The organism is Verticiella alkaliphila, assembly GCF_018904615.1.
Taxonomy (GTDB): Bacteria; Pseudomonadota; Gammaproteobacteria; order Burkholderiales; family Burkholderiaceae_B; genus Verticiella; species Verticiella alkaliphila.
Window position 1 is genome coordinate 1 of sequence record NZ_JADCNH010000040.1, and the last position, 26,670, is coordinate 26,670.

19 protein-coding genes, 1 tRNA gene and 2 pseudogenes are annotated in these 26,670 nt (G+C 63.7%); 16 read left to right on the top strand and 6 right to left on the bottom strand.

Translation table 11 applies throughout. The annotated features are described in order from the left end of the window. The first annotated feature begins 674 nt into the window (after positions 1-674). The 3 genes from IMZ29_RS18675 to IMZ29_RS18685 all read left to right on the top strand — a co-directional run bounded on the left by IMZ29_RS18675 (position 675) and on the right by IMZ29_RS18685 (position 3,150). Positions 675-1,580, top strand: a complete 906-nt coding sequence (locus IMZ29_RS18675; RefSeq protein WP_216186910.1) for an Ivy family c-type lysozyme inhibitor — start codon at positions 675-677, stop codon at positions 1,578-1,580. A 70-nt stretch (positions 1,581-1,650) separates the two neighbouring features. Further along, positions 1,651-2,448 carry a hypothetical protein gene (locus tag IMZ29_RS18680; RefSeq protein WP_216186912.1) on the top strand — a complete coding sequence of 266 codons (798 nt, stop codon included), beginning with the start codon at positions 1,651-1,653 and terminating at the stop codon, positions 2,446-2,448. Between the two features lie 210 nt (positions 2,449-2,658). Continuing rightward, positions 2,659-3,150, top strand: coding sequence for a hypothetical protein (locus IMZ29_RS18685; RefSeq protein ID WP_216186914.1), 492 nt, complete (start codon positions 2,659-2,661; stop codon positions 3,148-3,150). A gap of 1,256 nt (positions 3,151-4,406) precedes the next feature. Here IMZ29_RS18685 and IMZ29_RS18690 read toward each other — a convergent pair. Continuing rightward, positions 4,407-4,493: transfer RNA gene (locus IMZ29_RS18690), tRNA-Leu, on the bottom strand. Between the two features lie 96 nt (positions 4,494-4,589). On the opposite strand from IMZ29_RS18690, the gene dapC reads away from it, so the two are divergent. From dapC to IMZ29_RS18715, 5 genes and pseudogenes are all read left to right on the top strand, one after another. Further along, a complete protein-coding gene (gene dapC / locus IMZ29_RS18695; RefSeq protein WP_216186916.1) occupies positions 4,590-5,783 on the top strand; it encodes a succinyldiaminopimelate transaminase in 1,194 nt (397 codons plus the stop codon). A 734-nt stretch (positions 5,784-6,517) separates the two neighbouring features. Further along, positions 6,518-7,339 (top strand): 2,3,4,5-tetrahydropyridine-2,6-dicarboxylate N-succinyltransferase, encoded by an 822-nt coding sequence (gene dapD / locus IMZ29_RS18700; RefSeq protein ID WP_216186918.1) that lies wholly within the window; start codon positions 6,518-6,520, stop codon positions 7,337-7,339. A gap of 4 nt (positions 7,340-7,343) precedes the next feature. Beyond that, positions 7,344-8,482: pseudogene (gene dapE, locus IMZ29_RS18705) on the top strand (succinyl-diaminopimelate desuccinylase). Continuing rightward, positions 8,479-9,399 carry a 50S ribosomal protein L3 N(5)-glutamine methyltransferase gene (gene prmB / locus IMZ29_RS18710; RefSeq protein ID WP_216186920.1) on the top strand — a complete coding sequence of 307 codons (921 nt, stop codon included), beginning with the start codon at positions 8,479-8,481 and terminating at the stop codon, positions 9,397-9,399. Before dapE ends, prmB begins: the two are co-directional and overlap by 4 nt. Then, positions 9,396-11,351: an ABC-F family ATP-binding cassette domain-containing protein gene (locus IMZ29_RS18715; RefSeq protein WP_216186922.1), complete on the top strand. Its 1,956-nt coding sequence runs from the start codon at positions 9,396-9,398 to the stop codon at positions 11,349-11,351. The genes prmB and IMZ29_RS18715 overlap by 4 nt, the downstream gene beginning before the upstream one ends. 28 nt (positions 11,352-11,379) lie before the next feature. Here IMZ29_RS18715 and IMZ29_RS18720 read toward each other — a convergent pair whose 3' ends face one another. Continuing rightward, positions 11,380-13,509 carry a putative bifunctional diguanylate cyclase/phosphodiesterase gene (locus IMZ29_RS18720; RefSeq protein WP_216186924.1) on the bottom strand — a complete coding sequence of 710 codons (2,130 nt, stop codon included), beginning with the start codon at positions 13,507-13,509 and terminating at the stop codon, positions 11,380-11,382. A 65-nt stretch (positions 13,510-13,574) separates the two neighbouring features. Next, the gene (locus IMZ29_RS18725; protein WP_216186926.1) at positions 13,575-14,276 is read right to left on the bottom strand and encodes a response regulator transcription factor; all 702 of its coding nucleotides are present in this window, start codon (positions 14,274-14,276) and stop codon (positions 13,575-13,577) included. A 218-nt stretch (positions 14,277-14,494) separates the two neighbouring features. Here IMZ29_RS18725 and IMZ29_RS18730 point away from each other — a divergent pair, with 218 nt between their 5' ends. Continuing rightward, positions 14,495-16,519: a sensor histidine kinase gene (locus IMZ29_RS18730; protein WP_216186928.1), complete on the top strand. Its 2,025-nt coding sequence runs from the start codon at positions 14,495-14,497 to the stop codon at positions 16,517-16,519. On the opposite strand, the gene IMZ29_RS18735 is transcribed toward IMZ29_RS18730, so the two are convergent. Both IMZ29_RS18735 and IMZ29_RS18740 read right to left on the bottom strand, forming a co-directional pair. After that, positions 16,516-16,707, bottom strand: a complete 192-nt coding sequence (locus IMZ29_RS18735; RefSeq protein ID WP_371820356.1) for a DUF2256 domain-containing protein — start codon at positions 16,705-16,707, stop codon at positions 16,516-16,518. The two genes, IMZ29_RS18730 and IMZ29_RS18735, sit on opposite strands and share 4 nt — an antisense overlap. Positions 16,708-16,777: 70 nt before the next feature. After that, the gene (locus tag IMZ29_RS18740; protein WP_216186930.1) at positions 16,778-18,121 is read right to left on the bottom strand and encodes an MFS transporter; all 1,344 of its coding nucleotides are present in this window, start codon (positions 18,119-18,121) and stop codon (positions 16,778-16,780) included. Between the two features lie 151 nt (positions 18,122-18,272). Between IMZ29_RS18740 and cyoA the strand changes: the two genes are divergently transcribed. From cyoA to IMZ29_RS18775, 7 genes and pseudogenes are all read left to right on the top strand, one after another. Then, positions 18,273-19,346, top strand: coding sequence for a ubiquinol oxidase subunit II (cyoA, locus tag IMZ29_RS18745; RefSeq protein WP_216186932.1), 1,074 nt, complete (start codon positions 18,273-18,275; stop codon positions 19,344-19,346). A 64-nt stretch (positions 19,347-19,410) separates the two neighbouring features. After that, positions 19,411-21,413: pseudogene (cyoB, locus tag IMZ29_RS18750) on the top strand (cytochrome o ubiquinol oxidase subunit I). Continuing rightward, positions 21,406-22,041, top strand: coding sequence for a cytochrome o ubiquinol oxidase subunit III (cyoC, locus tag IMZ29_RS18755; RefSeq protein ID WP_216186935.1), 636 nt, complete (start codon positions 21,406-21,408; stop codon positions 22,039-22,041). The pseudogene cyoB and the gene cyoC overlap by 8 nt, the downstream one beginning before the upstream one ends. Beyond that, positions 22,038-22,439 (top strand): cytochrome o ubiquinol oxidase subunit IV, encoded by a 402-nt coding sequence (gene cyoD, locus IMZ29_RS18760; protein ID WP_216186937.1) that lies wholly within the window; start codon positions 22,038-22,040, stop codon positions 22,437-22,439. Before cyoC ends, cyoD begins: the two co-directional genes overlap by 4 nt. Continuing rightward, positions 22,436-23,272: an SURF1 family protein gene (locus IMZ29_RS18765; RefSeq protein WP_216186939.1), complete on the top strand. Its 837-nt coding sequence runs from the start codon at positions 22,436-22,438 to the stop codon at positions 23,270-23,272. The genes cyoD and IMZ29_RS18765 overlap by 4 nt, the downstream gene beginning before the upstream one ends. Then, on the top strand, positions 23,256-24,599 hold the full coding sequence (locus IMZ29_RS18770) for an ATP-binding protein (protein ID WP_216186941.1): 1,344 nt from the start codon (positions 23,256-23,258) through the stop codon (positions 24,597-24,599). The genes IMZ29_RS18765 and IMZ29_RS18770 overlap by 17 nt, the downstream gene beginning before the upstream one ends. Further along, on the top strand, positions 24,583-25,146 hold the full coding sequence (locus IMZ29_RS18775; RefSeq protein WP_216186943.1) for a response regulator transcription factor: 564 nt from the start codon (positions 24,583-24,585) through the stop codon (positions 25,144-25,146). The genes IMZ29_RS18770 and IMZ29_RS18775 overlap by 17 nt, the downstream gene beginning before the upstream one ends. Here IMZ29_RS18775 and IMZ29_RS18780 read toward each other — a convergent pair whose 3' ends face one another. Continuing rightward, a complete protein-coding gene (locus tag IMZ29_RS18780) occupies positions 25,147-26,658 on the bottom strand; it encodes a TAXI family TRAP transporter solute-binding subunit (RefSeq protein ID WP_216186945.1) in 1,512 nt (503 codons plus the stop codon). Between the last annotated feature and the right edge of the window lie 12 nt (positions 26,659-26,670).

The following is a 26,670-nucleotide window of genomic DNA, read 5'->3' on the forward strand; positions in this document are numbered from 1 at the left end:
GTTCACACCAAAGCAGCGGCTGGCCATGGCCGCATCAGTTTCTACTTCTGCGACCCAGTAAAAATGGGGGCATTACCCTCCAAGATCCGTCCCCATCTCCAAGCCGCTGTCAAAAGACGCTCAAGCGTCTAGCAGTGCTACGCACGAAGACTCCGGCAAGAAAACGTCGGCTCTCCTCCCCCGAATAAACATTGAATACGATGAGTTTCGTAAGCTAACTACGATACAAGAAGATTTCTTGTTCGATAATGCCGTTGCAAATCTTAGAGCCGTAAGAACGGACAAAGGTCGGCTCACAGTTTTCATTTATGTATACATATCGAAGCCTAATTCTTGGCCTCAAATCCATTCGATTTATGACTCAGACGGAAAAGAGCTAAGCTTTATTGACTTGGACCAAACATTCGATGCTTCCAATTGCTTGGTGACTGCTTGCAGATATGAAGAAAAGCTTGCCATACGCGCCCCCTTAACATATATCGAGAGCCATGCTGAAGTAGGCCTTCGATTCAAGGCAATAGGCACGCGAGGCAGCCAAATCCTGGCCATAGAGCCTATTCGGATACAAAACTTCTTGAGAGCCTTGAAGTAACAAAAACCTGAGCTACCGGAAAACAAAAATGCCGAATGTCAACTCAATTTGCAAGCTAGCGAATATAGTTATAGCAATCCTGATGGTTAGCTATTCCCTACCCTCGTGGGCCAGTTCGCACACTTGGTCCAGCGCCAGCAGAGATCATGATATTGAATCCATCAAGCTCACAAATGGCCTTCACTTAGTGAAGACACCAGGCACTGATGGCTCGATTTACGGTAGCAAGATTGTTGTGGGCAAGAACGCAAAGGACCGCAAAGTCCTGCTGGATAATGACGTGCTTAGCATTGACGCAGCTTTCCCAAATCAGGCTAACGCGGCAGTAGCGATAATTTCAGAGTCGTGCAGTGGCAGTGCTTGTGTAGCCACTCCAACCTATATGGTAATTCCTAAAGAGAAATTCGTGGAGGTCTATGAAATTGCCGACGCTGATTTCGAAATTGATGTTATTTTGAACCAGGGCCAGTTCCAAAATGCTGTGGTCAAGAACGTTGCTGTAGGCGTTGATGAATACGGTAGCGATGTGAAGGGAGAGCTGCGCTTTATCTCTGGCAAGGGCTTCGTTCTAGATGAGATGAAGCCGCTCTATGAACCGCTATTGGGTGCGTATCTATATGACTACTTCGAACACAAAGTTGTTCGCCAACCTTTGTTCGAGCTGGTAGGTTCCGAGCAATTCATTGCTATGCGCAAGGGATTAGCCGTGAATACCCCAGCAAAGCTCATAGATTACCGATATCTATCCTTCTATGGCTGCATGGCGCACAACTGCAGTAGTGTGTACGGCATCGTTATCGTAGATACGATTACCGACGATGTGTGGTGGCTAGTAGTCAATGGAGATAGCTACACATCAGGGGAAAGTCGAAAAGCCATTAATCTTGATAAGATAAATATTGATAATATGCTCAGGAAGGTGGAATTCTCCGAAACTGTTCGTCTCTACATTGATCACCAAGGCGGCATCGCTGCGACAACTAGATAGAGCTTTGTGCTGCTATTCGGTGCATAAAAGTCCGAGTCATCACAATACCTGACAATGGAAACTGGAAACCTTGAGCGACTTCGAAAGAACATTTGGACCTGGTGCCGACGTTGACAGCATCATCGACCGAATCAATAGGCTAAACGATCAGGAGTGTGACCCTGCACGGATAGAAGACGGCTCTACAGTTTTCGCCTCCGATTTTTCCGAAGCCTCAATGTATGCAAAAAAGTATCCAGGTAGCGTATTCACAAGAACAAATTGCGGCGAGCATTTTCTTGTTTTAATAAGGTTTCCACAGCTTCCTTATTTTTACATCGACTTTCCCAAAGCACTCACCGACGACGAGAAAGAAAAAGGATGTCGAATTTGGTCCGAACTCAACGAGCGTTATGAGCGAAAACTAGCGCTCCAACGGCGATCAAAGAGATTTTCTGCTTATTGCGAAGAACAAAGAAAGCGAAAGGAAGATTGGGAAGGGCCCGAAAATCTGGATGAACTTCGAGACAATTTAGGAAATCTCGGTAGCGAGCTGGACCCCGGAGTTGAAAAAACGCGAGGCCAAGAAGAAATTCAAGAATTCCGTCCGTCTACTTTCGTGTCCTTGGCAAGTCAAGCTATGAAGTATTACCCATCCGATTCTATTCAAATACCGCTGAGACACAGACCTAAGGCACTCGAAGAGATAAGGAAAGGACTCGAAAAAGATAACTCTGAATTGGTTGTGGTATCCCCAAAGATCGCAGTTATAGTAGATGCTGACTCTGAGTCTTTAGGAGCCATCGTGGTTACGGAGAATAGGCGAACATACATTACCTCTAGCCCCGGTGATGAGAATTTTTACTATCGATTTATCTGCGAGTCCTAAGAATCTACTTTACATTAAGACCTTAAGTACCCATCACCACCAAACGCTCACGCGCGAACATCAACTAAGCCACGGGGCGGTTTTGGAGAATCTGAGATTTTCGCAAGGCAAGTCACCTATGAAATAACAAGGCCGTTTGTCGCATGCTTGAAACATGAGCTTATGTGATATTTTGGTACCATACCCTTTTTTTGCTTTGCGGAGATGGATATGAATACCAAGTTCTTTGGGTTGCCTGCCTTAGCCATGTCGGCATTGGTGACCGGATGTGCGAACGTGAGCGTTGCGCCTCCGGAGGCCCGTCCTATTGAAAAGGCCGTCGTCCACCAGGTGGGATATGACGATGCTTGGAACAGAGCAGTTGACTGGTTCGCATCTAAGTCCATTCCAATCAATAAGCTTGCAAAGGACTCCGGATTGATTACCGCTGAAGAGCCAATCTTGGTTTCTGGTGACGTGCTCGACTGCGGTTCGATCAAGGAGTCGGGAACTATTAGCACAGGAACAGTCAATCGAGCCGCGACACTCAACCTGACCCTTCGTCCGGTGAGCGACACAGCCACCAGAGTAACGGTAAATTTCGCGGGCTTCGGTGAGTTTCAAGGCCGCGACTCTTGGGACGCCAGGCAGGTGCTCGTTGAACTGAAATGCACTTCCACCGGCTCAGTTGAACGCAACATCCACCAGTTCATCGGCGGATAATGTCTTCGACATAAGAGCTTTCGGCGATGAACTTTTTGGCTTAGCAAAAGATCTGTGGCATTAAAGTTTTTTATCTTTTGCTAAGCCTACCTATATCCGGCTAGATCGCTTGAGTGTGTATCCTGCTCGCTGTCTCAATCCCGCTACGAAGCGCTCGCAGGTAGTAAATAGGAGTCCTCAGTCGCAGTCGAGTCTGAGTGGACTTCACGCACATGAATGCGTCCCGCCTTGATGTCATAGAACACAGGCGAGTCATACTCACCTTCACGCCATCGTCCCCATTCTGCACCATCTTGGCCGCGCCAAACTGACTTCTTTGCAGACGAGTCTATCTTGCATGAGTAGTCCCAGCGTTTGCCATCCTTACGGGTGTACCGGACTTCTGGAAACCGACCTGATTTCGAGCCGGAAATGGTGGCAATAGGGACGCTAAAGGCCACTGCGACGGTAGCCTTGCACACTTCAATTTGCATGGCATCAGACAGAGGCGGGGACGACACTATTGTGGCGCTTGAAGGTGTGGAGCGTGCTGGGGCAGCGGGAATGTCTCGTTTATTAGCTTCAATCGCTTTACCCAAGGCAATAATCAAGAAAGCCACAATGACTGTCACTACGATTACTGGCAGGCAACCCGATTTCTTCTTCTTTCGCTGAGGCTGTTGAGCCAGCACAGGTCTCTTGTTGCGTGCAGGGGCCCCACAGTGCGGACATGTCAATGCAGCGTCACTAATGGACTTCCTGCACTCCCAGCACTCGATCAGCGCCATCCTATTTCACCTTGTCAAATTGAGGCGAAAGAATACTGCTTCTTAAGGACGGTTGCGACACCTGAGGCGCAAGATGACCTGAATTTCGACCCTATCTAAACCCTGAAAAAGGACGTGTAGTTACCCTCTATGTGGGGTAGGTGCCTGATGACTCAAATGTTGAAGTTTTTGTATTGAGAACACAGCAATTCTAGTGGTGCGAGCAAAGGCACCTACGCTAGTAGCGAGGACCGGACCTAACGAGACATGAACTATCGGTCATGCCTGTCGTCAAACAGGGCCAGAATTTTAGCCTCGCTTACCGACCTGTAGCCGCCCCGTTTCAAAGCGTCATAAGCGTAACGCCCCAAACTCTTCCCAAACTGACCTTGGGAAACAGGCTGAAATTGGGTGAACTAGGATGAACTTTGAGGAAGACGGCCCTAGCTCGACAAATCTCCTAAACTACTGAAATACAACGGAAAAATCGAACTTTCACCACGAAATCAATGGTGCGAGGGAGGGGACTCGAACCCCTACACCTGTTACGGCGTCAGGACCTAAACCTGGTGCGTCTACCAATTTCGCCACCCTCGCATGCCACCGCAGGGCGGGGCAACCCGAGATTGTAGCCCAGGCAGGCGCAGCCGGGTGCGCCAACGACGGGGGCATGACGCTACAATCGTGCGCACCATGAATCCACGCCTCGATGCTCTGCATCCCTACCCCTTCGAGAAGCTGCGCGCGCTGATGGCGGGCGCGGTGCCACCCGCGGGCCTGGCCCCTGTCAGTCTGTCGATCGGCGAGCCCAAGCACCCGACGCCTGCCTTCATCGAGGACGCCCTGCGCGCCAGTCTGAAGGGCCTGTCCGCTTACCCGGCAACCAAGGGCAGCCCAGCGCTGCGACAGGCCATTGCGGCCTGGATCGCACGTCGGTACGGTATCGCCCCCCCCGACGCAGACACGCAGGTGCTGCCGGTGCTGGGCTCGCGCGAAGCGCTTTTCGCCCTGGCCCAGACGGTGATCGATCCGAGCTCGGATTCGATCGTGTTGTGCCCGAACCCCTTCTATCAGATCTATGAAGGCGCCGCCCTGCTCGCCGGGGCCACCCCGGCGTTCGTGAATGCGGATCCGGCGCGCAACTTCGGTAGCGACTGGTCCTCCGTGCCGGCCGAGACCTGGCGGCGCACCGCGCTCGTGTACGTATGCTCCCCGGGCAACCCGGCGGGCAACGTGATGGACCTGGACGCGTGGCGCACGCTCTTCGCGCTGTCGCAGGAGCATGGTTTCGTGATCGCCGCGGACGAATGCTATTCGGAGATCTATCTCGACGAGGCCGAGCCCCCGTTGGGTGCGATGCAGGCGGCGCAAGCCGTGGGTCTCACGGATTACCGCAATCTCATCGTTTTCTCGAGCCTGTCCAAGCGCTCCAACGTGCCTGGCCTGCGCTCCGGCTTCGTGGCGGGCGATGCCGCCCTGATCGCGCGATTCCTCCTCTATCGCACCTATCATGGCAGCGCCATGAGCGAGACAGTCGCCGCCGCGAGCCTTGCCGCATGGAACGACGAAGCACACGTGATCGAGAACCGGCGCCAGTATCGCGCCAAGTTCGATGCCGTGCTGCCCATCCTGCAGGACGTGCTCGACGTTGCCCGGCCCGACGCCTCTTTCTACCTCTGGGCGCGCACACCGGGCAGCGATACCGTGTTCGCCCGAGGCGTGTTCGAACAGCAGAACGTAGCCGTTCTGCCTGGCAGCTATCTGGCACGCGAAGCGCACGGCACCAACCCCGGCGCCGGCCGCATCCGGATCGCCCTGGTGGCGCCTCTGGATGCGTGCGTGGAAGGCGCGCAACGCATCGCAGCGTACGCTCGCACGCTGCGCTGACCCCCCTCGCCGTTCACCAAGCCGCGTCATCGACGCGGCTTGGCTGCCTCGCCAGCATCGATCGGCGAGCCTCCCTCTTTGTACCCGGATGAATCACACGGTTTCCGACGTAACAGCGGACCGGTGATTTTGCGTCTCGCACCAACGCCGGGCACGTTCCAGCCTTCGCGAAACCGCATGAATTTCCTGCGTACATGACTGCTGCCATTCGGCAAACTCATGCAACACGCCGGAAACACGTCGACATTTTTTCTGGAATATTAACGACGTAGTCTGAAACTCTTGTGATCGATCTGTGAGAGTTGCGTGACGCGCATTGGTTTTCTCCTGTCATCCGACGAAAGTTTTTGATGCATAGATACGTCAAAAACTCGTAGCCGCTGGCCTCACCACAGTGCCAACGACGTGATCATCGGCATCACCGGCAGTACCGAGTACCACGATCGCTTCCTGCCGGCCGAAGCCGCCTAGCGCTCGCGGATGGCGTGACGGCGGCCGCGCCCGCCGTCACGCAGGCAGCATGCGGGCGCCCTGCCCGCCCTTTGCCGTGCCGGCACGCGCGCTCGCGCGCGAGCCTGGCCGCCACGGCGCTACAATCACGCCCTGAGAAATTTCTGCCTGGCAGCGCCGCACCGCGGCGCGACGGCGCCCGATCCGGGGCGCGCCAGGCGGCCTTTGGCCGGCTGCCCTCGCCTGGCAGCCGTCGCCCGCCTCCCCCTCACCACGGAAGATCCATGAGCCAAGACCTTCAGAACACCATTGAGCAAGCCTGGGAAGACCGCGCGAGCCTGTCGCCCGCCGCGGCCCCTGCACCCGTGCGCGACGCCGTCGAGCACGTGCTCGCCGCGCTGGACGCCGGCACGCTGCGCGTGGCCGAGAAGACGGGCGCCGACTGGGTCGTGCACCAATGGGTGAAGAAGGCCGTGCTGTTGTCGTTCCGCCTGAACGACAACACGCCGATGGGCCAGGCCCCGCTGCAGTTCTTCGACAAGGTGCCGGGCAAGTTCGACGGCTTCGACGACGCGGCCTTCCGTGCCGGCGGCTACCGCGTGGTGCCGGGCGCCGTGGCGCGCCGTGGCTCGTTCATCGGCAAGAACGTGGTGCTGATGCCCTCCTACGTGAACATCGGCGCCTACGTGGATGAAGGCACGATGGTCGACACCTGGGCCACCGTCGGCTCCTGCGCCCAGATCGGCAAGAACGTCCACCTGTCGGGTGGCGTGGGGATCGGCGGCGTGCTGGAACCCCTGCAGGCCAACCCCACGATCATCGAGGACAACTGCTTCATCGGCGCCCGCTCGGAAGTCGTCGAAGGCGTGATCGTCGAGCGCGACTCGGTGCTGGCCATGGGCGTGTTCCTCAGCCAGAGCACCAAGATCTATGACCGCGCCACGGGCGAAGTCACCTATGGCCGCGTGCCCTCCGGCTCGGTCGTCGTCCCCGGCAGCCTGCCCGCGGCCGACGGCAGCCACAGCCTCGCGTGCGCCGTGATCGTCAAGCGCGTGGACGCGCAGACGCGCGCCAAGACCAGCATCAACGACCTGCTGCGCGCGTAAATCCATGGCCGACGTGCTCTCCCTGGTGCGGGCGCTCATCGCCCGCCCTTCCGTGACGCCGGACGACGCCGGTTGCCAGGCGCTGCTCATCGAGCGGCTCCAGGCCATCGGCTTCACCTGCGAGACGATCGCCTCGGGTGGCGTGACCAACCTCTGGGCGCGCCGCGGTACGACCGCCCCCGTGCTGGCCTTCGCCGGCCACACCGACGTCGTGCCTACCGGCCCTCTCGAGCGCTGGCGGCACCCGCCGTTCACGCCCACGATCGAGGACGGCCGCCTGTACGGGCGGGGCGCGGCGGACATGAAAAGCTCCATCGCGGCCTTCGTGACCGCGGCCGAAGCCTTCGTCGCGGCGCATCCGGATCACGCGGGTTCCATCGCGCTGCTCATCACCTCGGATGAGGAAGGCCCGGCCACCGACGGTACCGTCAAGGTCGTGCAGGCGCTGGCCGATCGCGGCGAGCGCCTGGATTACTGCATCGTGGGCGAGCCCACGTCGGTGAACACGCTGGGCGACACCTTGAAGAACGGCCGTCGCGGCTCGCTCTCGGGCAAGCTCACCGTGCGCGGCATCCAGGGCCACGTCGCCTACCCGCATCTGGCGCGCAACCCGGTGCACCAATGCGCACCGGCCATCGCCGAGCTCGCGGCACGCGCTGGGACGAAGGCAACGCCTACTTCCCGCCCACCACCTTCCAGATCTCGAACTTCCACGCCGGCACGGGCGCGACCAACGTCGTCCCCGGCACAGCCGAGATCGACTTCAACTTCCGCTTCTCCACCGAGAGCACGCCGGACAGCCTCAAAGCCGCGGTGACCCGCGTGCTCGACGCCCACGGCCTGGAGTACGACATCGCGTGGAACCTGAGCGGCCAGCCCTTCCTCACGCCCAAGGGGCAGTTGAGCGACGCCCTGGTCCAGGCCATCGATGCCGAACTCGGCGTGAAGGCCGAGCTCTCCACCACCGGCGGCACCTCCGATGGACGCTTCATCGCGAGCATCAGCCGCGAAGTGGTGGAGTTCGGCCCCATCAACGCCACCATCCACCAGATCGACGAGAACATCAGCGTCGACACCCTGGTGCCACTCCAGAACGTGTACCGCCGCACGCTGGAAACCCTTCTCGCCTCGCCCTCGCCATGAACACTGCCCTGCAGCGCTACACCAACCTGCACACGGTGCGCGACTGGCTGCGCTACGCCGTCTCGCGCTTCTCGCGCGCGGGGCTGGTCTTTGGCCACGGCAGCGACAATGCCTACGACGAGGCGGCCTACCTGCTGCTGCGCACGCTGCACCTGCCGCCGGACCTGCTCGAACCCTTCCTCGACGCGCGCCTGCTCGACAGCGAGCGCGCCGCCGTGCGCGAGATCATCGAACGCCGGGTCACGGAACGGCTGCCCGCACCTTACCTGACGGGCGAAGCCTGGCTGCGCGGGCGCCGCTTCGAGATCGATCACAACGTCCTGGTGCCGCGCTCGCCCATCGCCGAGCTGTTGGACGACGCGCTGGCACCCTGGGTGCCCGATTCGAACGAAGTGCGCTCGGTGATGGACATGTGCACGGGCTCGGGTTGCCTCGCCATCCTCGCCTCGCAGGCCTTCGAGTACGCCACGGTGGAAGCCGTGGACATCTCCGATGCGGCCCTGGCCGTGGCCCGCCGCAACGTCGCCACCTACGGCATGGAAGGCCGGCTCACCCTGCATCGCAGCAATCTCTTCGATGATCTGCCCGAGATGCAGATGGACCTCATCATCTGCAATCCGCCCTATGTGAATGCGGCCTCGATGTCGGCGCTGCCGCCGGAGTACCGGCACGAGCCGGGCCTCGCGCTCGCGGGCGGCGCCGACGGCATGGACCTGGTGCGCCGCATCCTGCGCGATGCGCCCCGGTTCCTGGTGCCGGGCGGCCATCTGGTGCTCGAGATCGGTCACGAGCGGCCCTACTTCGAAGCGGCCTTCCCCTCGCTGGAGCCGGTCTGGCTCGCCACCTCCACGGCGCCGGACCAGATCCTCCTCCTCACCCGCGAACAACTCGACGACTTCGTCCAAGACCAGCCTTGATCCGTGCTTCTGACCTGACCCTGCGCCGCGGCACCAAGGTGCTGCTCGATCACACCGAGTTCGTCGTCCATCCGGGCGAGCGCGTCGGTATCGTCGGCAAGAACGGCGCAGGCAAGACGACCTTGTTCGCGCTGCTCACCGGTAAGCTGGACGCTGACAGCGGCTCGCTGGACATCCCGGCGAGCTGGCGCGTGGCCGCCATCGCGCAGGAAGTGGCCGGCACGGCCCGCCCCGCACGCGAGTTCGTCATCGACGGCGATACGACGCTACGGGCATTGCAGGCCGAACGTGCGGCGCTCGATGCCTCGGCTGACGATGCCGAGGCTCACGGCCACCGCCTGGCCGAGCTGGAGACGGCGCTAGCCGATGCCGGCGCCTGGAGCGCGCAGTCGCGCGCCGAGCAGTTGCTGGCCGGCCTGGGCTTCGCGCCGCGCGAATGGATGCTGCCGGTCGGCCAGTTCTCCGGCGGCTGGCGCATGCGCCTGAACCTGGCGCGCGCCCTGATGGCCCCATCGGACCTGTTGCTGCTCGATGAGCCAACGAACCACCTGGATCTGGACGCCATGCTGTGGCTGGAACGCTGGCTCGCCGCGTATCCGGGCACCGTCATCCTGATCTCGCACGACACCGAATTCCTGGACGCGGTGGCGCGCACCATCCTGCACTTCGATCATGCCAAGCTCGTGCGCTACAAGGGCGGCTACCAGGATTTTCTGGTCCAGCGGGCCGAGCGAATCCGCCAGACGCAGATCGCGATCGAGCGCCAGGCCAAGCAGGCCGCGCATCTGCAGAGCTTCATCGACCGCTTCAAGGCCCAGGCCACCAAGGCCAAGCAGGCACAGAGCCGGGTCAAGGCCCTGGCCCGGATGGAGCAGCTCGCGCCGTTGCGCTACGAATCCGGCATCGACATCCGCATTCCCTCGCCCACGCACACGCCGGATCCCCTGCTTACGATGCGGGGTGTCTCGGCCGGCTACGATGCGGCCTCGCCGATCCTGCGCAACGTGGAACTCATGGTGCGATCGGGCAGCCGCGTCGGCATCCTGGGCGCCAACGGCGCCGGCAAGAGCACGCTGGTCAAGACGCTGGCCGGCGAATTGAATGCGCTGGGCGGCGAGCTCAACGCCTCGCGCGGGCTGCAGGTGGGTTACTTCGCCCAGCACCAGCTCGACATGCTGGACTTGTCTGCCAGCCCGATCCTGCACCTGGCCCGACTGGCGCCGGACACGCGCGAGCAGGAATTGCGCAACTACCTGGGCGGCTTCGGCATCATCGGCGACGCCGCGATGTCGCCCGTCGAGCCGATGTCCGGCGGCGAAAAGGCCCGGCTCGCGCTGGCGCTGATCGTCTGGCAAAAGCCCAATCTGCTGCTGCTGGACGAGCCCAGCAACCACCTGGACGTGGACACGCGCGAAGCCCTCACCGAAGCGCTGGCCGCCTTCGAGGGCAGCATGCTGCTGGTCTCGCACGATCGTCACCTGCTGCGCACCACCGTCGATGAATTCTGGATCGTGGCCGACGGCGGCGTGGCACGCTTCGAGGGCGATCTCGAGGACTACCGCGAGTGGCTCGCCTCGCGCGCCCGAGCCGGCGCCCAGGGCGCGAACAGCGGCACGGCCACCGAAAGTGATGCGCCTGCCGAACCCGATCGCCGCGCGCTGCGCCGCCAGCAGGCAGAGGCACGCCAGCGACTGTCCACGCTGCGCAAGCCCATCGAGCAGAAGCTGAAACGCGCCGAGGCCGACATGGAGCGCGTGTCCGCCCGCAAGGCAGCACTGGACGCCATGATCGCCGACGCCGGCCTCTACGAGGACGCCCGGCGCGACGAGCGCATCCGCGTGCTCGCCGAACACGGCGAACTCACCAAGCAACTCGAGACCATCGAGGAAGACTGGCTCGGCCTGCAGGGCGAACTCGAAGCCCTCGACGCCGAACACAGCACGCCGGGCTGACCTGCCGCCCGGCACCGCCACGCTGTCATCAGGCCGGCATCATCGGCATGGCGGGAGGCAGTGGCGGTGCCGAAACCGGCGGCGGCGGCGCCGCAGGCGTGTCGACGAGATGGGCTTCGTCGAAGTCTGCCACCGGCATCGGCTCGCCCAGCAGGAAGCCTTGCAGGGCATCGCAGCCGAGATCGGTGAGAAAGGCCTGCTGCTCGCGCGTTTCCACCCCTTCTGCCACGACTTTCAGATTCAGCCGCTGCCCCAGGGCAATGATGGCCGACACGATCGCGGCGTCCTCGGAATCGTTATCCAGTTGCTGCACGAAGCCGCGATCGATCTTGAGCTCCGTCGCCGGTAGCCGCTTCAGATACAGGAGGCTCGAATACCCGGTGCCGAAGTCGTCGATGGAGATCGCCACGCCCAGAGCCACCAGGCGCTGCAGCACTTCCAGACTCGCCTGGACGTCGCGCATGGCCGTGGATTCGGTCACTTCCAGGATCAACGCCTCGCCAGGCAACCCCTGCCGCTCGAGCGCCTCACGCACGGAATCCACGAGCCCGACGTGGGAGAACTGCATCGCCGACAGATTCACCGCGATGCGCCAACTGCGCCGGCCGGCGTCGCGCCAGACGCGAAGCTGGCGGCAGGCTTCGTCGATCACCCATTCGCCGATGGGCACGATCTGCCCCGTGCGCTCGGCCAAGGGAATGAACACGGCGGGGGCAATGAGCCCGCGTACCGGATGCCGCCAGCGCAGCAATGCCTCGGCACCTGTCACGGGCCCGTTGGGCGCGACGAACTTGGGTTGGTAGTAGAGCTCCAGTTCGCCGCGTTCGCGCGCCTGGCGCAGATCCTGGATCAGTTGCAGCGTTTCCTGCGCGCCCGCATTCATGGACGGCTCGAAGAAGCTGAACCCGGGCCGGCCAATCCGCTTGGCGTGGTACATCGCCGCGTCGGCGTTCTTCAGGAGAGTGCGTGCATCCGTGCCGTCCGACGGATGCACGGCGATGCCGGCGCTGGCGGTCACGACCAGGTAGTGTCCCTGCACGTCCGCGGGCCGGGACAAGGTGTCGATCAGGCGCTGCGCCACTTCGGCCGCCTCGGCAGGATGGCTCAGTTGCACGAGCGCGACGAACTCATCGCCGCCCAGGCGGGCGATGCTGTCGCGGGCGCGCAAGGTGGCACGGGCCCGGCGGGCCATCTCGATCAGCAAGGCATCGCCGACCTCATGCCCGTAGGCATCGTTGACCGCCTTGAAGCCGTCGAGATCCAGAAAGATGACGGCAAAGCAGTTCGGCTTCTCGCGCGCGTCATCAAGCGCCTGCGAGAGCCGCTCCTCCAGGAGGATTCGGTTCGGCAGCTTGGTGAGCGTGTCGTGCAACGCGAGCTGGATGAGCTCGCGATTGGCGGTGGCAAGCGAGGTCGCAAGGGCCGACGTGCGCGACTCCAGCCGCGCATCGAGCACGGCCACCACGGACGCAATGGCAAGCACGCCCAGGCTGGCGATCGTCACGGAGGTGGCCATCCAGCCCGAGGACAGCCCGGTATTGCTCGCCATGCACACGGTGCCGAGCGGAAACTGCGCAGCGGCCATGCCCAGATAGTGCATGCCACAGACCGCCAGCCCCATCACGGCGGCGGCGGCCAGACGATACAGCCGCTCGGAGGGCCGGTCGTGCCGCAGCCGATGCAGCAGCCACAGGGCGACGGCCGACGCGACGATGGCGATCACGTAGGACCCGACGTACGGCACCGGCGCATACTCGATCGCGGGCGACATGCGCATCGCCGCCATGCCCACGTAATGCATGCTGGCGATGCCGAGCCCCATCAGGAGGGCCGAGAGCATCAGCCGCCCCCAGGGCAACGTCTGTCGGCAGACCACCCAGAACGCGAACGTGGAGCATGCGACGGCAATACCCAGTGAGAACGCGGTAAGCCCGATGTCATATCCCATCGGGATCGGCAGGGAAAAGGCCAGCATACCCAGGAAATGCATGGCCCAGATACCCACGCCCATGGCGGCGCCGCTGCCCACGAGCCAGTACCAGCGCCCATCCACGCCGACCGTGATCCGGTTGGCCAGCCCCAGCGCGGTGTAGGCGGCAAGCATGGCCACGCCGAACGAGAGCAGGACCAGCCCCGCGTGATAGCTTCCCTCAAGCACGATCTCAACCCTCTGACTGGCGGCGCGTTGGCCCGGATGGCGCCAGCGGCGCGGTCATGGACAGGTCAGCCGGCCGTGACGACGCGTGCCGTGCACGCGTATCCCTGGCCATAGACCGTCTTGATGAGCTCGTCGGACGAGCCGGTGGAAATCTTGCGGCGCAGCCGGTGCATGAGAACATCCAGGCGGTGCGGATCATAGGCATCCGGGGACTCGCCTTGGGACTGGATGAGCTGCTGACGGCTCACGGGCAACGGCGCGGCGTGCGCCAGCGCAGCCACCACGGCACACTCCGATTCGCTCAGGCTGATGCCAGGCGCCTCGGGGGGGAAGAGCATGCGCAGCGGCGCATCGAGCCGCCAGGCGTGGAGCGCTTCGTGGCGCGCGGGCTCGACCTCGCAATCGAGGCGACGCAACAGCGTGATGAGCGTGGCCTCGAACTCGGCGAAATTCACCGGCTTGGTGAGGTAGTAATCCGCCCCCATCTTCAGACCGGACACCTTGTCGGCCGTGCGCACCCGCGCCGTCATCATGATGATGCCCAGGCGCGGGTACATCGCGCGCAGACGCGCGAGCCAGCTCATGCCATCGCCATCCGGCAGCCCGGCGTCCAGGATCAAGATCTTGGGCACCAGGTCGATGAGCAGGTGCTCCAGGCCGGCCAGCGAGCCAGCGCTGCGTACGGGCTCGCCCAGGCGCAGGGATTCAATGTGCTCGACCAGCGTCGCGCACCAATCTTCGTGATCGTCGATGACGAGAATGCTCACGCAGCGCCTCCCAGGGGCAGGGATGCCCGCCGTGACGGCGTGGCTGGTGAGTCGAAAGATTGTGGGAAGAACAAGACAGACCCGAGAGAACGAAAAGCGGGGACCAAAAGTGGGGGATAATTCCGGACCACCGTGCTTTATACAAGAGCCGGATCGCCGAAGGCTCACCAATTCTATCCAAATTCGGTCTTCCGCGTATCCCGTTTTGATGGCGTGCCGTGATCTGTCGCCGGCTTTCTCTCTCCCTGTTGTTGTGCCTGGCGCTGCTCGCCTGCCTCATTGCGCCCGCCCGAGGGGACGGCCTCACGCTGCGCATCGACGCCCTGCCCCCGGAACTCGCGACGCTTTCGCCCGCCGACGTGATGCAGGGCGCCTACGACGAGCAGTTCGCGCCCTTTGCCCGGGAACGCGCTCCGGGTTTCGGGCCACCGCTGTGGCTGCGCCTCACGCTGCCGCAGGCGCTGCCCGAAGCGGGTGAGTACGTGCTGGAGCTTCGCACGCCGTTCGTCAACCGCTTCGACGTGTATGTGCGCGGGCCGCAAGGCGCGGTGCAGCACGAGACTGCTGGGAACATGGTGCAACGCACGGCCAATGCCATGCCGTATCAGTATCCCGCGTTCCGTCTGGATCTGACCGAGGATCCGGGCCCGATCTATGTCCGCATGGACACCCTCACCACGCGTGCCTTCTCGGCCCATCTGTGGGAGCCCGTGGACTTCGGCAGCCAGGCACGCCTGCGCTATCTTGCCCAGGGCGCACTCTTTGGTGTCTTCTTCGCCTTCGGTCTGCTGTTCCTGGTGGTGGGCGCCCAGGCACGCAGCCCCGGATTCGTGGTCTACGCCATCTACGTCATGGGCAGTGCGTTGGTGAACGCTCTCGCCCAGGGGCTCATCGGGCCGCTGCCCGCCCCGCTCTACAACCCGATCGTGGGCTTTGGTGCCTGCGTCACCATCGGATTGAATGCCGAGCTCCTGCGCATCGCCCGGCTGGACCGTCACCACCCTCGGCTCTCGCGCGGTTACCGATTGGGCTGCTGGGCCATCTCGGCCTGCATGATCCCCGTCGCGATCACAGGGCACTTCCAGATCATCTCGCCGATCACCCAGGTCCTGTACATCGTCCAGGCTGCGCTCGGGTGCGTGGTGGGTGCCATGCTCTGGCATCGCGGCGAGCCGGCCGGCCGGGCGTTCCTGCTCGGCTTTCTGGTGATGCACGTCACGCTGCTCGCCTTCGTGCTGCAGAACCTCGGCCTGATCGCGCCGGTGGCATGGACGCCGCTCGGCATGGTGCTCGGCGCCTTCGGTCACTTCGCGATGATGAGCATCGTGATGGCGCAGCGCATGCGCAGCCTGGGCCGTCAGCGCGAAGTGGCACAACTGGCTCTGCTGGAGTCCATGCGTCACAATGAACTCCAGCTCGAGCAACGGGTGCAGGAACGCACGGCGGCGCTGCGCAGGGAAATGCGGCGGCGCCAATCGGCCGAGACGGAATTGCGCGCGGCCCACCTGCGCACGGAACAGGCCCTCGTCGCCGAACGCGAGGCCAACCAGCGTCAGCGGGACGTCTTCCGGATGATGTCGCACGACTTTCGCACGCCGCTCAGCGTGCTGGCGGCCACGGTCGGCGCTACGGGCTCGCCAACCGACGAGACGCGCCAGGCACGGGCCCGGCGCGCCGTGAACCAGCTGCAGGAAATGGTCGACACGAGCCTGGCAGCCGATGCCTTCGATGGCCTGGAGACGTCCTTCACCATGAGCGCCGTGGATCTCGAGCCGCTGGTGGCCGAGGTGGTGCGTCGCATGGAGGATCTCGAGCGGGCACCGCGCATCCGCTGTACGCTCGACGCGCACTGCGTGGTGCGTGGCGACGCCCTCTGGCTGCGGATCCTGCTCACCAACCTGCTGCACAACGCGGCGCACCACACCCCGCCAGGCACGCGTGTCTACGTGCGGGCGAGCCGCTACGACGAGCTCGTCACGGTGACCGTCGAGGATGACGGGCCCGGCCTGCCCGTCCAGGATATGGCGGCCCTCGGCCGCCGTTTTCAGCGGCCTGCCCACACCGACGGCTCAGGCAGCGGGATTGGTCTTTACGCCGTGCGCGAGATTGTGGAGCGTCACGGGGGCGACGTGAACTTCGACAGCAGCCCTCTGGGCGGCTTGCGCGTGAGTTTCACGCTGCCCTGCGCAGGCGACGACGCCTCGGCGCTGTCGCAAGACGCCCCGCACGCCCAGGCTTCCTAGCCCGCGCCATCCCGCCGCGGAGCCCTGCGACAGCGCTCAGAGCAATACCGAACGTCTTCCCAAGTCCTCTCCCACTTCTTGCGCCAAGTGAAGGGCAGGCCGCAGTGCGCGCAGGTCTTTTGCGGCAGATCGGATTTCTTGCGCATGCGCATGGCGGTGGATCCCGGGGAAGGCAATGACTCGATCATGCCCAGCAAGAAAAACGCCCCAGCGAGCCGGGGCGTTCTGCAAAGCGCGGGAGGCGACGGGCGGCCGGGATCAGCGGCGCTCGCGCTCACCCAGGGTGCGGTTGATCTTCAGGGCGAAGAGCGTGCACGCCACGCCGGAGAGCAGGTAGACGCTCACGGCGCCCAGGCCGAAGTGGATCGACAGATACAGCGCGACGAGTGGGGCGAAGGCCGCGCCGACCAGCCAAGCGAAGTCGGTCGTCATGGCAGCGCCGGTGTAGCGAAAGCGCCGCTGGAAATTGCTCGACACCGGGCCGGCCGCCTGACCGTAGGACAGACCCAGCAGCAGGAAGCCGATCAGGATGAAGGCGTTCTGCGCCCAGCTCGGGCCATCCAGCAGGAAGGGCGAAGCCACGGCGAAGACCCCGATGGCGCCGGCCAGCGTCCCGAGGGTGGTGCGGCGGCCGATGCGGTCGGCCAGCAGGCCCGAGGCGATGGTGCCCGCGATGCCAACGAAGGCGCCGATGACCTGGATGGTGAGCACGCTCGTGACCGACTGCGAGGCCGTGAGCGAGATCCACGACAGCGGGAACACGGTCACCAGGTGAAAGAGCGCATAGCTCGCGAGCGAGGCGAAGGCGCCGAGGAAGAGGTTGTACCCCTGCGTAGCGAAGACGGTGTGGGCCGGAATCGGCTCGAGCTCACCTTCTTCCAGCAGACGCGTGTACTCGTGCGTGATCACGAGACGCAGACGGGCGAAGAGCGCCACGACGTTGATGGCGAAAGCGACGAAGAACGGATAGCGCCAGCCCCAGGCGATGAAATCCTCGGTGGTGAGGCTTGCATACAGATAGAGGAAGAGCGCGCTGGCGACCAGGAAGCCAATCGGGGCACCCAGCTGGCCCAGCATGGCGTACCAGCCACGGCGGTGCGCGGGGGCATTCAGGGCGAGCAGCGAGGGCAGGCCGTCCCAGGAGCCGCCGAAGGCGATGCCCTGCAGGATGCGGAAGAAGGCCAGCAGCCAGATGGCGGCGGCACCCAGGGAGCTGTAGCTCGGCAGGAAGGCCATGCCGACGGTGGCCGTGCCCAGCAGGAAGAGCGCGCCGGTGAGCTTGGTGCCCCGGCCCCAGCGTCGCTGGATGGCCATGAAAAGCGCCGTGCCGAACGGACGGGCGATGAAGGCGAGCGCGAAGAGGGCAAACGCGTACAGCGTGCCGTCCAGGCGGTTCTCGAACGGGAAGAACACGTCCGGGAACACCAGCACGCAGGCGATGCCGAAGACGAAGAAGTCGAAATACTCCGACGCCCGGCCGATGACCACGCCAATGGCGATCTCGCCAGGCGCGACCTTGCTGTGATCGGCGGTCACGGCCCGAGCATCGCGCTCCAGGGTGCGCGAGTGAAGCGCGGAATTATCGGAAATCGTACGGGACATCGTGGGGACTCGGATGGCGGGAGATTACGCGGAGGCGTAGCATCTCACTCTACGCCTTTGACCGCCATAGGACAAAATGTCCAATTCCCGCGCGCGCCGGTCCAGCGTAGATTCTGGCTCCGTTTCATCGGTTCTTGCGTCCACTCCCGGCATGCCTTCCTCCAAGCTCCTTCGCGGACTCGTCCTCGCCCCCGCCCTCCTGCTGCTCTCAGGATGTAACGCCGTGTTGATGTCGCCGTCTGGCGATATCGCACTGCAACAGCGCAACCTGATCATTTGGTCGGTCATCCTGATGCTCCTCATCATCATCCCCGTGATGGTGCTCACCGCCGTGTTTGCGTGGAAGTACCGCGCCTCGAACACGGAGGCGGACTACGATCCCGAATGGGATCACTCGACGTTGCTCGAGCTGATCATCTGGGCCTGCCCGCTTTTCATCATCATCGCGCTGGGCGCACTCACCTGGGTGAGCACGCACAAGCTCGACCCGTACCGCCCGCTGGACCGCATCACCGCGGGCCAGGCCGTCACGGCCGAGCACGAGCCGCTGGTGGTCGAGGTAGTGGCGCTCGACTGGAAGTGGCTGTTCCTCTACCCGGAACAAGGCATTGCGACGGTCAATGAGCTCGCCGCGCCGGTGGATCGCCCGATCCGCTTCAAGATCACCGCGTCCACTGTGATGAACTCGTTCTTCATCCCCGCGCTGGCCGGCCAGATCTACGCCATGCCGGGCATGGAGACCACACTGCACGCCGTGATCAACAAGGAAGGTGTCTACGAGGGCTTCTCCGGCAATTACAGCGGCGAGGGCTTCTCCTGGATGCGTTTCAGCTTCCGTGGCGTGTCCGAGGGTGAGTTCGACCGCTGGGTCGAGCAGGCCCGTACCAGCCAGGACGGCCAGCTCACCCGCGAGGCCTACCTGAAGCTGGAGCAGCCGAGCGCGCGCGAGCCGATCCGTCACTTCGCCAGTGTCACGCCCGGTCTGTACGACGCGATCGTGAACCGCTGCGTCGAGCCGAACCGCATGTGCATGCGCGACATCATGGCGATCGACGAACAAGGCGGCATGGGCATCCCGGGGCTGGACAACATCACCTCCCTGGATCCGACGCTGCTCGCCCGACTCGGCATCGCAGAGACGTATCGTCACCACTACGTGGGCGGCGTGTGCAACGCCGCCGACTACGCCTTCGGCGAAGTCCTGCCCAACACCGAACGCCTGTAAGCAATCCCGGGCGCCTCCGTCAGGGGCGCCCCTCACCACGCGCGTCTAGCGCCGGTATCCCACGATGTCTGAACATACTGGTCTCACCGAGCTCATCTTCGGGCGGCTGTCCTGGCAGTCCATCCCGTTCCATGACCCCATCATCCTGGGGACTTTCGCCGCCGTGGCCATCGGCGGCCTTGCGCTGCTGGTCCTGCTCACACGCTATCGCGTGTGGGGCACCCTGTGGCGCGACTGGTTCACCAGCATCGATCACAAGAAGATCGGGATCATGTACATGGTCCTCGGCCTGGTCATGCTGCTGCGCGGCTTTGCCGACGCCATCATGATGCGCATGCACCAGGCCGTCGCCTTCGGCGACAACATGGGCTACCTGCCGCCGCACCACTACGACCAGATCTTCACCGCCCACGGCGTGATCATGATCTTCTTCGTGGCGATGCCGCTCGTGACGGGGCTCATGAACTACGTCGTGCCGCTGCAGATCGGCGCGCGCGACGTGGCCTTCCCCTTCCTGAACAACTTCAGCTTCTGGATGACCGCCGGTGGTGCCATCCTGGTCATGCTGTCGCTCTTCGTGGGCGAATTCGCGATGACCGGCTGGCTCGCCTACCCGCCGCTCTCGGGCATCCTGCAGAGCCCTGGGGTCGGGGTCGATTACTACATCTGGGCGCTCCAGGTGGCGGGGGTCGGCACCACACTGTCGGGCATCAACCTGCTCGTGACCATCATCAAGATGCGCGCGCCGGGCATGAACCTGATGAAGATGCCCGTCTTCACCTGGACCTCGCTCTGCACCAACGTGCTCATCGTGGCCACCTTCCCCATCCTCACCGCCACGCTGGCGCTGCTGACGATGGATCGCTATCTCGGGTTCAACTTCTTCACGACGGACCTGGGCGGCAACATGATGATGTACGTGAACCTGATCTGGATCTGGGGCCACCCCGAGGTCTACATCCTGATCCTGCCGCTGTTCGGCGTGTTCTCGGAAGTCGTCGCCACCTACAGCAGCAAGCGCCTCTTCGGCTACGCATCGATGGTGTACGCCACGGTCGTGATCACGGTGCTGTCCTACCTGGTCTGGCTGCACCACTTCTTCACCATGGGCTCGGGCGCCAGCGTGAACGCCTTCTTCGGGATCACGACGATGATCATCTCGATCCCGACGGGCGCGAAGATCTTCAACTGGCTGTTCACGATGTATCGTGGGCGCATCCGCTTCGAAGTGCCGATGCTCTGGACGCTGGGCTTCATGTTCACCTTCGTGGTGGGCGGCATGACCGGCGTGATGCTGGCCGTCCCGCCGGCGGACTTCGTCCTGCACAACAGCCTCTTCCTGATCGCCCACTTCCACAACGTGATCATCGGCGGCGTGGTGTTCGGCCTCTTCGCGGCCATGACTTACTGGTTTCCCAAGGCCTTCGGTTACAAGCTCGATCCGTTCTGGGGCAAATGCTCTTTCTGGTTCTGGCTGGTGGGCTACTGGGTCGCCTTCACCCCGCTGTACGTGCTGGGTCTGATGGGCGTCACGCGCCGTGTGAGCCACTTCGAGGACATGTCGCTGCAGATCTGGTTCCAGATCGCCGCTGTGGGCGCCGTGCTGATTGCCCTGGGCATCGCAAGCTTCCTGATCCAGCTCTTCGTGAGCTATCGCCGTCGCGAGCAGCTGCGCGATCACACGGGCGACCCCTGGAACGGCCGCACGCTGGAATGGTCGACTCCTCGCCCCCGCCGGACTACAACTTCGCGTTCACCCCGCAGATCCACGAAGGCGATGCCTGGTACGACATGAAGCGCCGCGGCTACAAGCGCCCGCAGCACGGTTTCGTGCCCATCCACATGCCCAAGAACACACCGGCCGGCGTGATCCTCTCGGCGCTGTCCGTATTGCTCGGCTTCGCCCTGATCTGGCACATGTGGCTGATCTCCGGCATCGCCTTCGCGGCCATCGTGATCTACACCATCGTGCACACTTTCAACTACAAGCGCGATTACTACATTCCCGCCGACGTGGTCGAACGCACGGAAGCCGAACGTACTCGAATCCTTGCCCAACATGTCTGATACGCTTGCCATGAAGCCCGGCGCCGCGGCGCCAGAGGTCCCGGAGTTCTACGTCCCCGGGGAGCACCATCCGAAGAACGGCACCTTGCTGGGCTTCTGGGTCTACCTGATGAGCGATTGCCTCATCTTCGCCGCGCTCTTCGCGGTGCACGGTGTGCTCGGCCGCAACTACGCGGCCGGCGCGTCCGGGGCCGATCTGTTCGATCTGAATCTCATCGCCATCGCCACGGCGTTGCTGCTGGTCTCCTCGATCACCTTCGGCTTCGCCATGATCGAGATGCAGCGTCGGCGCAAGAAAGCGATGCAGATGTGGCTGGCCATCACCGGCCTGCTCGGCCTCGGCTTTCTCGGTCTCGAAATCTACGAGTTCACGCACCTGATTCACATCGGCGCCACGCCGCAGCGCAGCGCGTTCCTGTCGTCGTTCTTCACGCTGGTCGGCACGCACGGCCTGCACGTGGCCTTCGGCGTGATCTGGCTGGTCGTGCTGATGCTGCAGATCAACAAGCACGGACTGATCCCCGAGAACCGTCGCCGGCTGATGTGCCTGTCGATGTTCTGGCACTTCCTGGACGTGATCTGGATCGTCGTGTTCACCTTCGTCTACCTGATGGGAGTGCTGCCATGAGCGCGCATACCGACCACCTGGCCCATGGCCACGACGGCCACCACGACGATCACGGAGAAGGCGACATCCACTTCTCCTTCCGGGACTACATGACTGGCTTCGTCCTTGCCGTCATCCTCACTGCCATTCCCTTCTGGCTGGTGATGGGCGAGGTCTTCGAGAGCTCACGCACGACCGCGATCGTCATCCTCGCTCTGGCAGGTATCCAGGTCGTGGTCCACATGGTCTACTTCCTGCACATGAATGCACGTGTCGAAAGCGGCTGGAGCATGATCGCGCTCATCTTCACGATCATCGTCGTGGTGATCGCGCTGGCCGGCTCGCTGTGGGTGATGTTCCACCTCGACGCCAACATGATGCCCAGCCATGACATGCTGGACATGATGAAGCAGCCATGACGTCTTCGCCCGCCGCCACCGACGCCCCTGCGCGCCGGCCCCGGCGCGCGGGCGTTCTCGCCGCCTGGGCCATCGTGGCCTTGGCGGTGTTTGCCTACCTGATCTCCCTGGGTATCTGGCAAGTCGAGCGTCGAGCCTGGAAGCTTGACCTGATCGACCGGGTCGAATCCCGCATCCACGCCGCGCCCGCCCCCCTCCCCTCCCCCGCCGACTGGCCCCGAGTGAATCGCGATGACGACGAGTACCGTCGCGTCACCGCCGCGGGCGAGTACCTGCACGCCGAAGAAGCGCTGGTGCAGGCCACCACGGCGCTGGGGGCCGGATTCTGGGTGCTCACCCCCCTGCGCCAGGCCGATGGCAGCATCGTCTTCGTGAACCGCGGCTTCGTGCCGTCGGATCGCACGCGCCCCGAGACCCGGCGTGCCAACCAGCCCGAGGGCACCGTCCAAGTGACCGGCCTGCTACGCATACCCGAACCGGGCGGCGGCTTCCTGCGCAAGAACGACCCGGTAGCCAACGCCTGGTATTCGCGCGACGTCGCAGCGATCGGCGAGAGCCGTGGCCTCGCATCCGTGGCGCCCTTTTTCGTGGATGCAGAGTGGCCGCGCCCGCCTGCCATGGGCGATGTGCGCGAGCCCGACTATCCTGTGGGCGGTCTGACCGTGGTGGCGTTCAACAATCACCACACCATCTACGCGATCACCTGGTTCGGCCTGGCCATGATGCTGGCCCTGGGCGCGGGCTTGCTGGCGCGCGACGAGTACCGTCTGCGCCAACGGCGCAAGGCTACACTGGCCGCGACCGGAGACCGCCACGATGACCGCCCGCACTGACCCGCTGCCTGCCGCTGCCTCTGCTCGCCAGGCGCCGCCCGCCGCCACCGACACCACCGGCCGCAAGAACATGCAGCAGCTCATCCAGCTGCGCTGGCTGGCTGCGCTCGGTCAGGTCATGGCGATCACGGTGGCCGCCGGCGTGTTCGACGTTCCTCTGCCCCTCACGGTCATGCTCGGGGTGCTCGGCGGGCTGGTCGCCTTCAATCTCGTCAGCCTGCTCTGGCTCAAGCGCCGGCGCGAGGTCAGCAATACCGAGCTCCTTATCTCCCTGCTGGTGGATGTGGGCGCCCTTACCGCGCAGCTCTACCTGAGCGGGGGCACAAGCAATCCCTTCATCTTCCTGTACCTGCTGCAGGTGACGCTTGCCGCCATCCTGTTGCAGCCATGGTCGACCTGGCTGCTGGTGGCGGTCACCGGCATATGCTTCATCGGTCTCGCGGTCGTCGGGCAACCGCTCTCGCTGCCGCTGGATCACGATCTCGGCCTGCACAGTCTCTACATACAAGGCCTGCTGCTGTGCTTTGCGTTGAATGCGGCGCTGCTCGTCGTGTTCATCTCGCGGATCAGCCGGAACCTGCGCGCGCGCGACTCCCGCCTGGCCCATCTGCGCCAGCGCGCCGCCGAGGAAGAGCACATCGTGCGCATGGGCTTGCTCGCTTCCGGCGCGGCCCACGAGCTCGGCACACCGCTGGCCACCGTGGCCGTGATCCTGGGCGACTGGCGGCGCATGCCGGCCTTCGCCCACGATCCGGATCTGCAGCAGGAGATCGACGAGATGCAGGCCCAGGTGCAGCGCTGCAAGTCCATCTTGCGCGGCATCCTGATGTCGGCGGGCGAGACGCTGGGCCAGGCGCCTGCGCCCACCACCGTCCGCACATTTCTTGCGGACGTCGTGACGGAGTGGCGCACGACGCGGGGCGCGAACTCGCTCATCTATGCGGATCGTTTCGGCCAGGACGTACGGATCGTCTCGGATACCGCGTTGAAGCAGATGATCCACAACGTGCTCGACAACGCCTTGGAGGCCTCGCCGCACCGCATCCAGCTCGACCTCGAGCGCGATGCCGACGCGCTGCGTCTCACGGTGACCGACGAAGGCCCTGGCTTCGTGCCGAGCATGCTGACTCAACTTGGCAAGCCTTACCAGTCGAGCAAGGCGAGCCCGGGCAGTGGCCTGGGCCTCTTTCTCGTCGTGAACGTCGCCCGCACGCTGGGCGGCAGTGTGAGCGCCCACAACCGGCCCGAGGGCGGCGCGATCGTCACGCTGTCGCTGCCGCTGCCCGCGCTGATGCTCGAGGAGCCTCATCATGAACCCAGCGCTTGAACTGCCCGTGGAGGACGATGAACGCGTCCTCCTGATCGTCGAGGACGACACCTCGTTCGCTCGGACCCTGGGCCGCTCTTTCGAGCGGCGCGGCTATCGGGTCGTGACGACGCCGGGTCTGGACGGCCTGGACGCACTCCTGGCCACCGAGAACCCGGGCTATGCCGTCGTGGATCTGAAGCTCAAGGGTGAAGCGTCCGGGCTCGCCTGTGTGCAGGCCCTGCACGCATACGATGCGGAGATGCTCATCGTCGTGCTGACGGGCTATGCGAGCATTGCCACCGCCGTCGAGGCGATCAAGCTCGGCGCCTGCCACTACCTCGCCAAGCCGTCGAACACCGACGACATCGAGGCGGCGTTCGACCGCGCCGAAGGCACGACCGACGTCGAAGTCACCCAGCGCACCACGTCGATCAAGACGCTGGAGTGGGAACGCATCCACGAAACGCTGGCGGCCACGGGCTTCAACATCTCCGAGACCGCGCGCCGCCTGGGCATGCATCGCCGCACCCTCGCGCGCAAGCTCGGCAAGCAGCAGGTGAAGTGATCAACGCGGCGCCGGCGTCTCGGGCGCTGGCGCGCGAGGTGCCGTGATCTCGCCGGGCAGTGCGTTGCCCGTGCCCATCACCGGCAAGCCCTCATGCAGCGGAATCGAGATGCCCAGGCGCGCATTGCGCGCGGCGATCTGGCCACCGGCCCCACTGCCCAACGCCGGGAAATCGATGTGGTGGTAGATCGAGTCGACCAGTGAACGCGCCGTCTCGTCATCCAGATCGGCGCGCGAGACCAGCAACGCCGCGACGGCAAGCGTGGGCGTGGCTTTCGCCTGCCCGGGATAGGTTCCCTGTGGCATGACGATCGGCACCAGCCCGGGCTCGCTGCCGTCCTGAGCCGGCATCACCGGCAAGAGCCGGATGTCCACGTCCGTCGCAAGTTCCTGCAGAAAGCGCGCTGGCGCATTGATCACGGCGGCAAACGCGTCGATCTCGCCACGGCGCAATGCCTGGGCGGCAGCAATGCTCCCCAAGGCAGGATCGTCAATGGTGTCCAGGGCCACCCCGCGCGCGCTCAGGACGCGCTCGGCCGTACGTCGGGTGCCGGAATCCGGCAGGCCCAGATCCACGCGGCGCCCACGCAGGGCCGCCACGCTGTCGATGTCGCTGTCGGCGCGCACCACGATGTGCAGCGGTTCTGGAAAGAGGCTGCCCAGTGCGCGGATGGCCTGGGGTCCGCTGGATGCATGCTCGGCGACGTAACGGGCAGCCACATCGTTCTGCACGATGGCCGCATCCGCCCGGTTGGCCACGAGCAGGCTCAGATTCTCCAGGCTGCCCTGGGTCTGCACGGCGGCCGAGCGGATCCCGCGCTGGTTGCCGAACGCCGCCATGGCGTTGGCCAACGCATCGTACTCGCCGCCAGCCGGCCCGCCCGCGACGACGAATGCCCGCTCCAGGCGTTCAAGCCTCAGGGCGATCTGACGATAGGCGGCCTCGAGCTCTTCCGTGATGATGGCGCGGGCGGGCTCCTGCGCCGCGGGCGGTCGATCAAACAGCGCCTGGATCCGCTCGATCACGCCACGCGCCTGGCCTGCGGGCCCGCCGGCGTCGAGCGTCGGGGCCTGCGTCGGCGCCGGACGCACGACGGCGACCGGACGCCAGCCATCGTCCTGCGCTCGATACGTGATGGAGCCGCGCACACGCAGCGTATCGCCCGCCCGGTTGCCGTCAGCCGAGAGGCCGGTGATGCCCCGCGGCGTGGCGCCCAACAGATTGGCGAGCGATTGCGGGTTCAGCGCCTCCCAGTCGTTGAAGGCGTAATCACGCGAGAGCGTCAGCACGGCGTTGTAGTACACGATGCGACGCGTCGTGCCATCGGCCGCGGCCGGCGCGGGCGCGCTGCCCAGGCGATGCAGCGAGGTCACCTCGAGGACGTTGTCTTCGAAGGCGCTGCCCACACGCTCGGCAACGTCGCGCGACACCGCTGTCTCGTCGGGTGCGGACGAGCAGGCGGCCAGGGTGGTGAGAAGCAAAAGGCTCAGGAGGAGTCGGCGCAGGAACATGGCGTATCGTCC

Coding starts and splice junctions, on each gene's coding strand:
- IMZ29_RS18780 (WP_216186945.1), bottom strand. CDS start 26,658: ATGTTCCTGCGCCGACTCCTCCTGAGCCTTTTGCTTCTCACCACCCTG.
- cyoC (WP_216186935.1), top strand. CDS start 21,406: ATGTCTGATACGCTTGCCATGAAGCCCGGCGCCGCGGCGCCAGAGGTC.
- IMZ29_RS18675 (WP_216186910.1), top strand. CDS start 675: ATGGTTAGCTATTCCCTACCCTCGTGGGCCAGTTCGCACACTTGGTCC.
- cyoD (WP_216186937.1), top strand. CDS start 22,038: ATGAGCGCGCATACCGACCACCTGGCCCATGGCCACGACGGCCACCAC.
- IMZ29_RS18685 (WP_216186914.1), top strand. CDS start 2,659: ATGAATACCAAGTTCTTTGGGTTGCCTGCCTTAGCCATGTCGGCATTG.
- cyoA (WP_216186932.1), top strand. CDS start 18,273: ATGCCTTCCTCCAAGCTCCTTCGCGGACTCGTCCTCGCCCCCGCCCTC.
- IMZ29_RS18740 (WP_216186930.1), bottom strand. CDS start 18,121: ATGTCCCGTACGATTTCCGATAATTCCGCGCTTCACTCGCGCACCCTG.
- IMZ29_RS18735 (WP_371820356.1), bottom strand. CDS start 16,707: ATGATCGAGTCATTGCCTTCCCCGGGATCCACCGCCATGCGCATGCGC.
- dapC (WP_216186916.1), top strand. CDS start 4,590: ATGAATCCACGCCTCGATGCTCTGCATCCCTACCCCTTCGAGAAGCTG.
- IMZ29_RS18770 (WP_216186941.1), top strand. CDS start 23,256: ATGACCGCCCGCACTGACCCGCTGCCTGCCGCTGCCTCTGCTCGCCAG.
- IMZ29_RS18765 (WP_216186939.1), top strand. CDS start 22,436: ATGACGTCTTCGCCCGCCGCCACCGACGCCCCTGCGCGCCGGCCCCGG.
- dapD (WP_216186918.1), top strand. CDS start 6,518: ATGAGCCAAGACCTTCAGAACACCATTGAGCAAGCCTGGGAAGACCGC.
- prmB (WP_216186920.1), top strand. CDS start 8,479: ATGAACACTGCCCTGCAGCGCTACACCAACCTGCACACGGTGCGCGAC.
- IMZ29_RS18775 (WP_216186943.1), top strand. CDS start 24,583: ATGAACCCAGCGCTTGAACTGCCCGTGGAGGACGATGAACGCGTCCTC.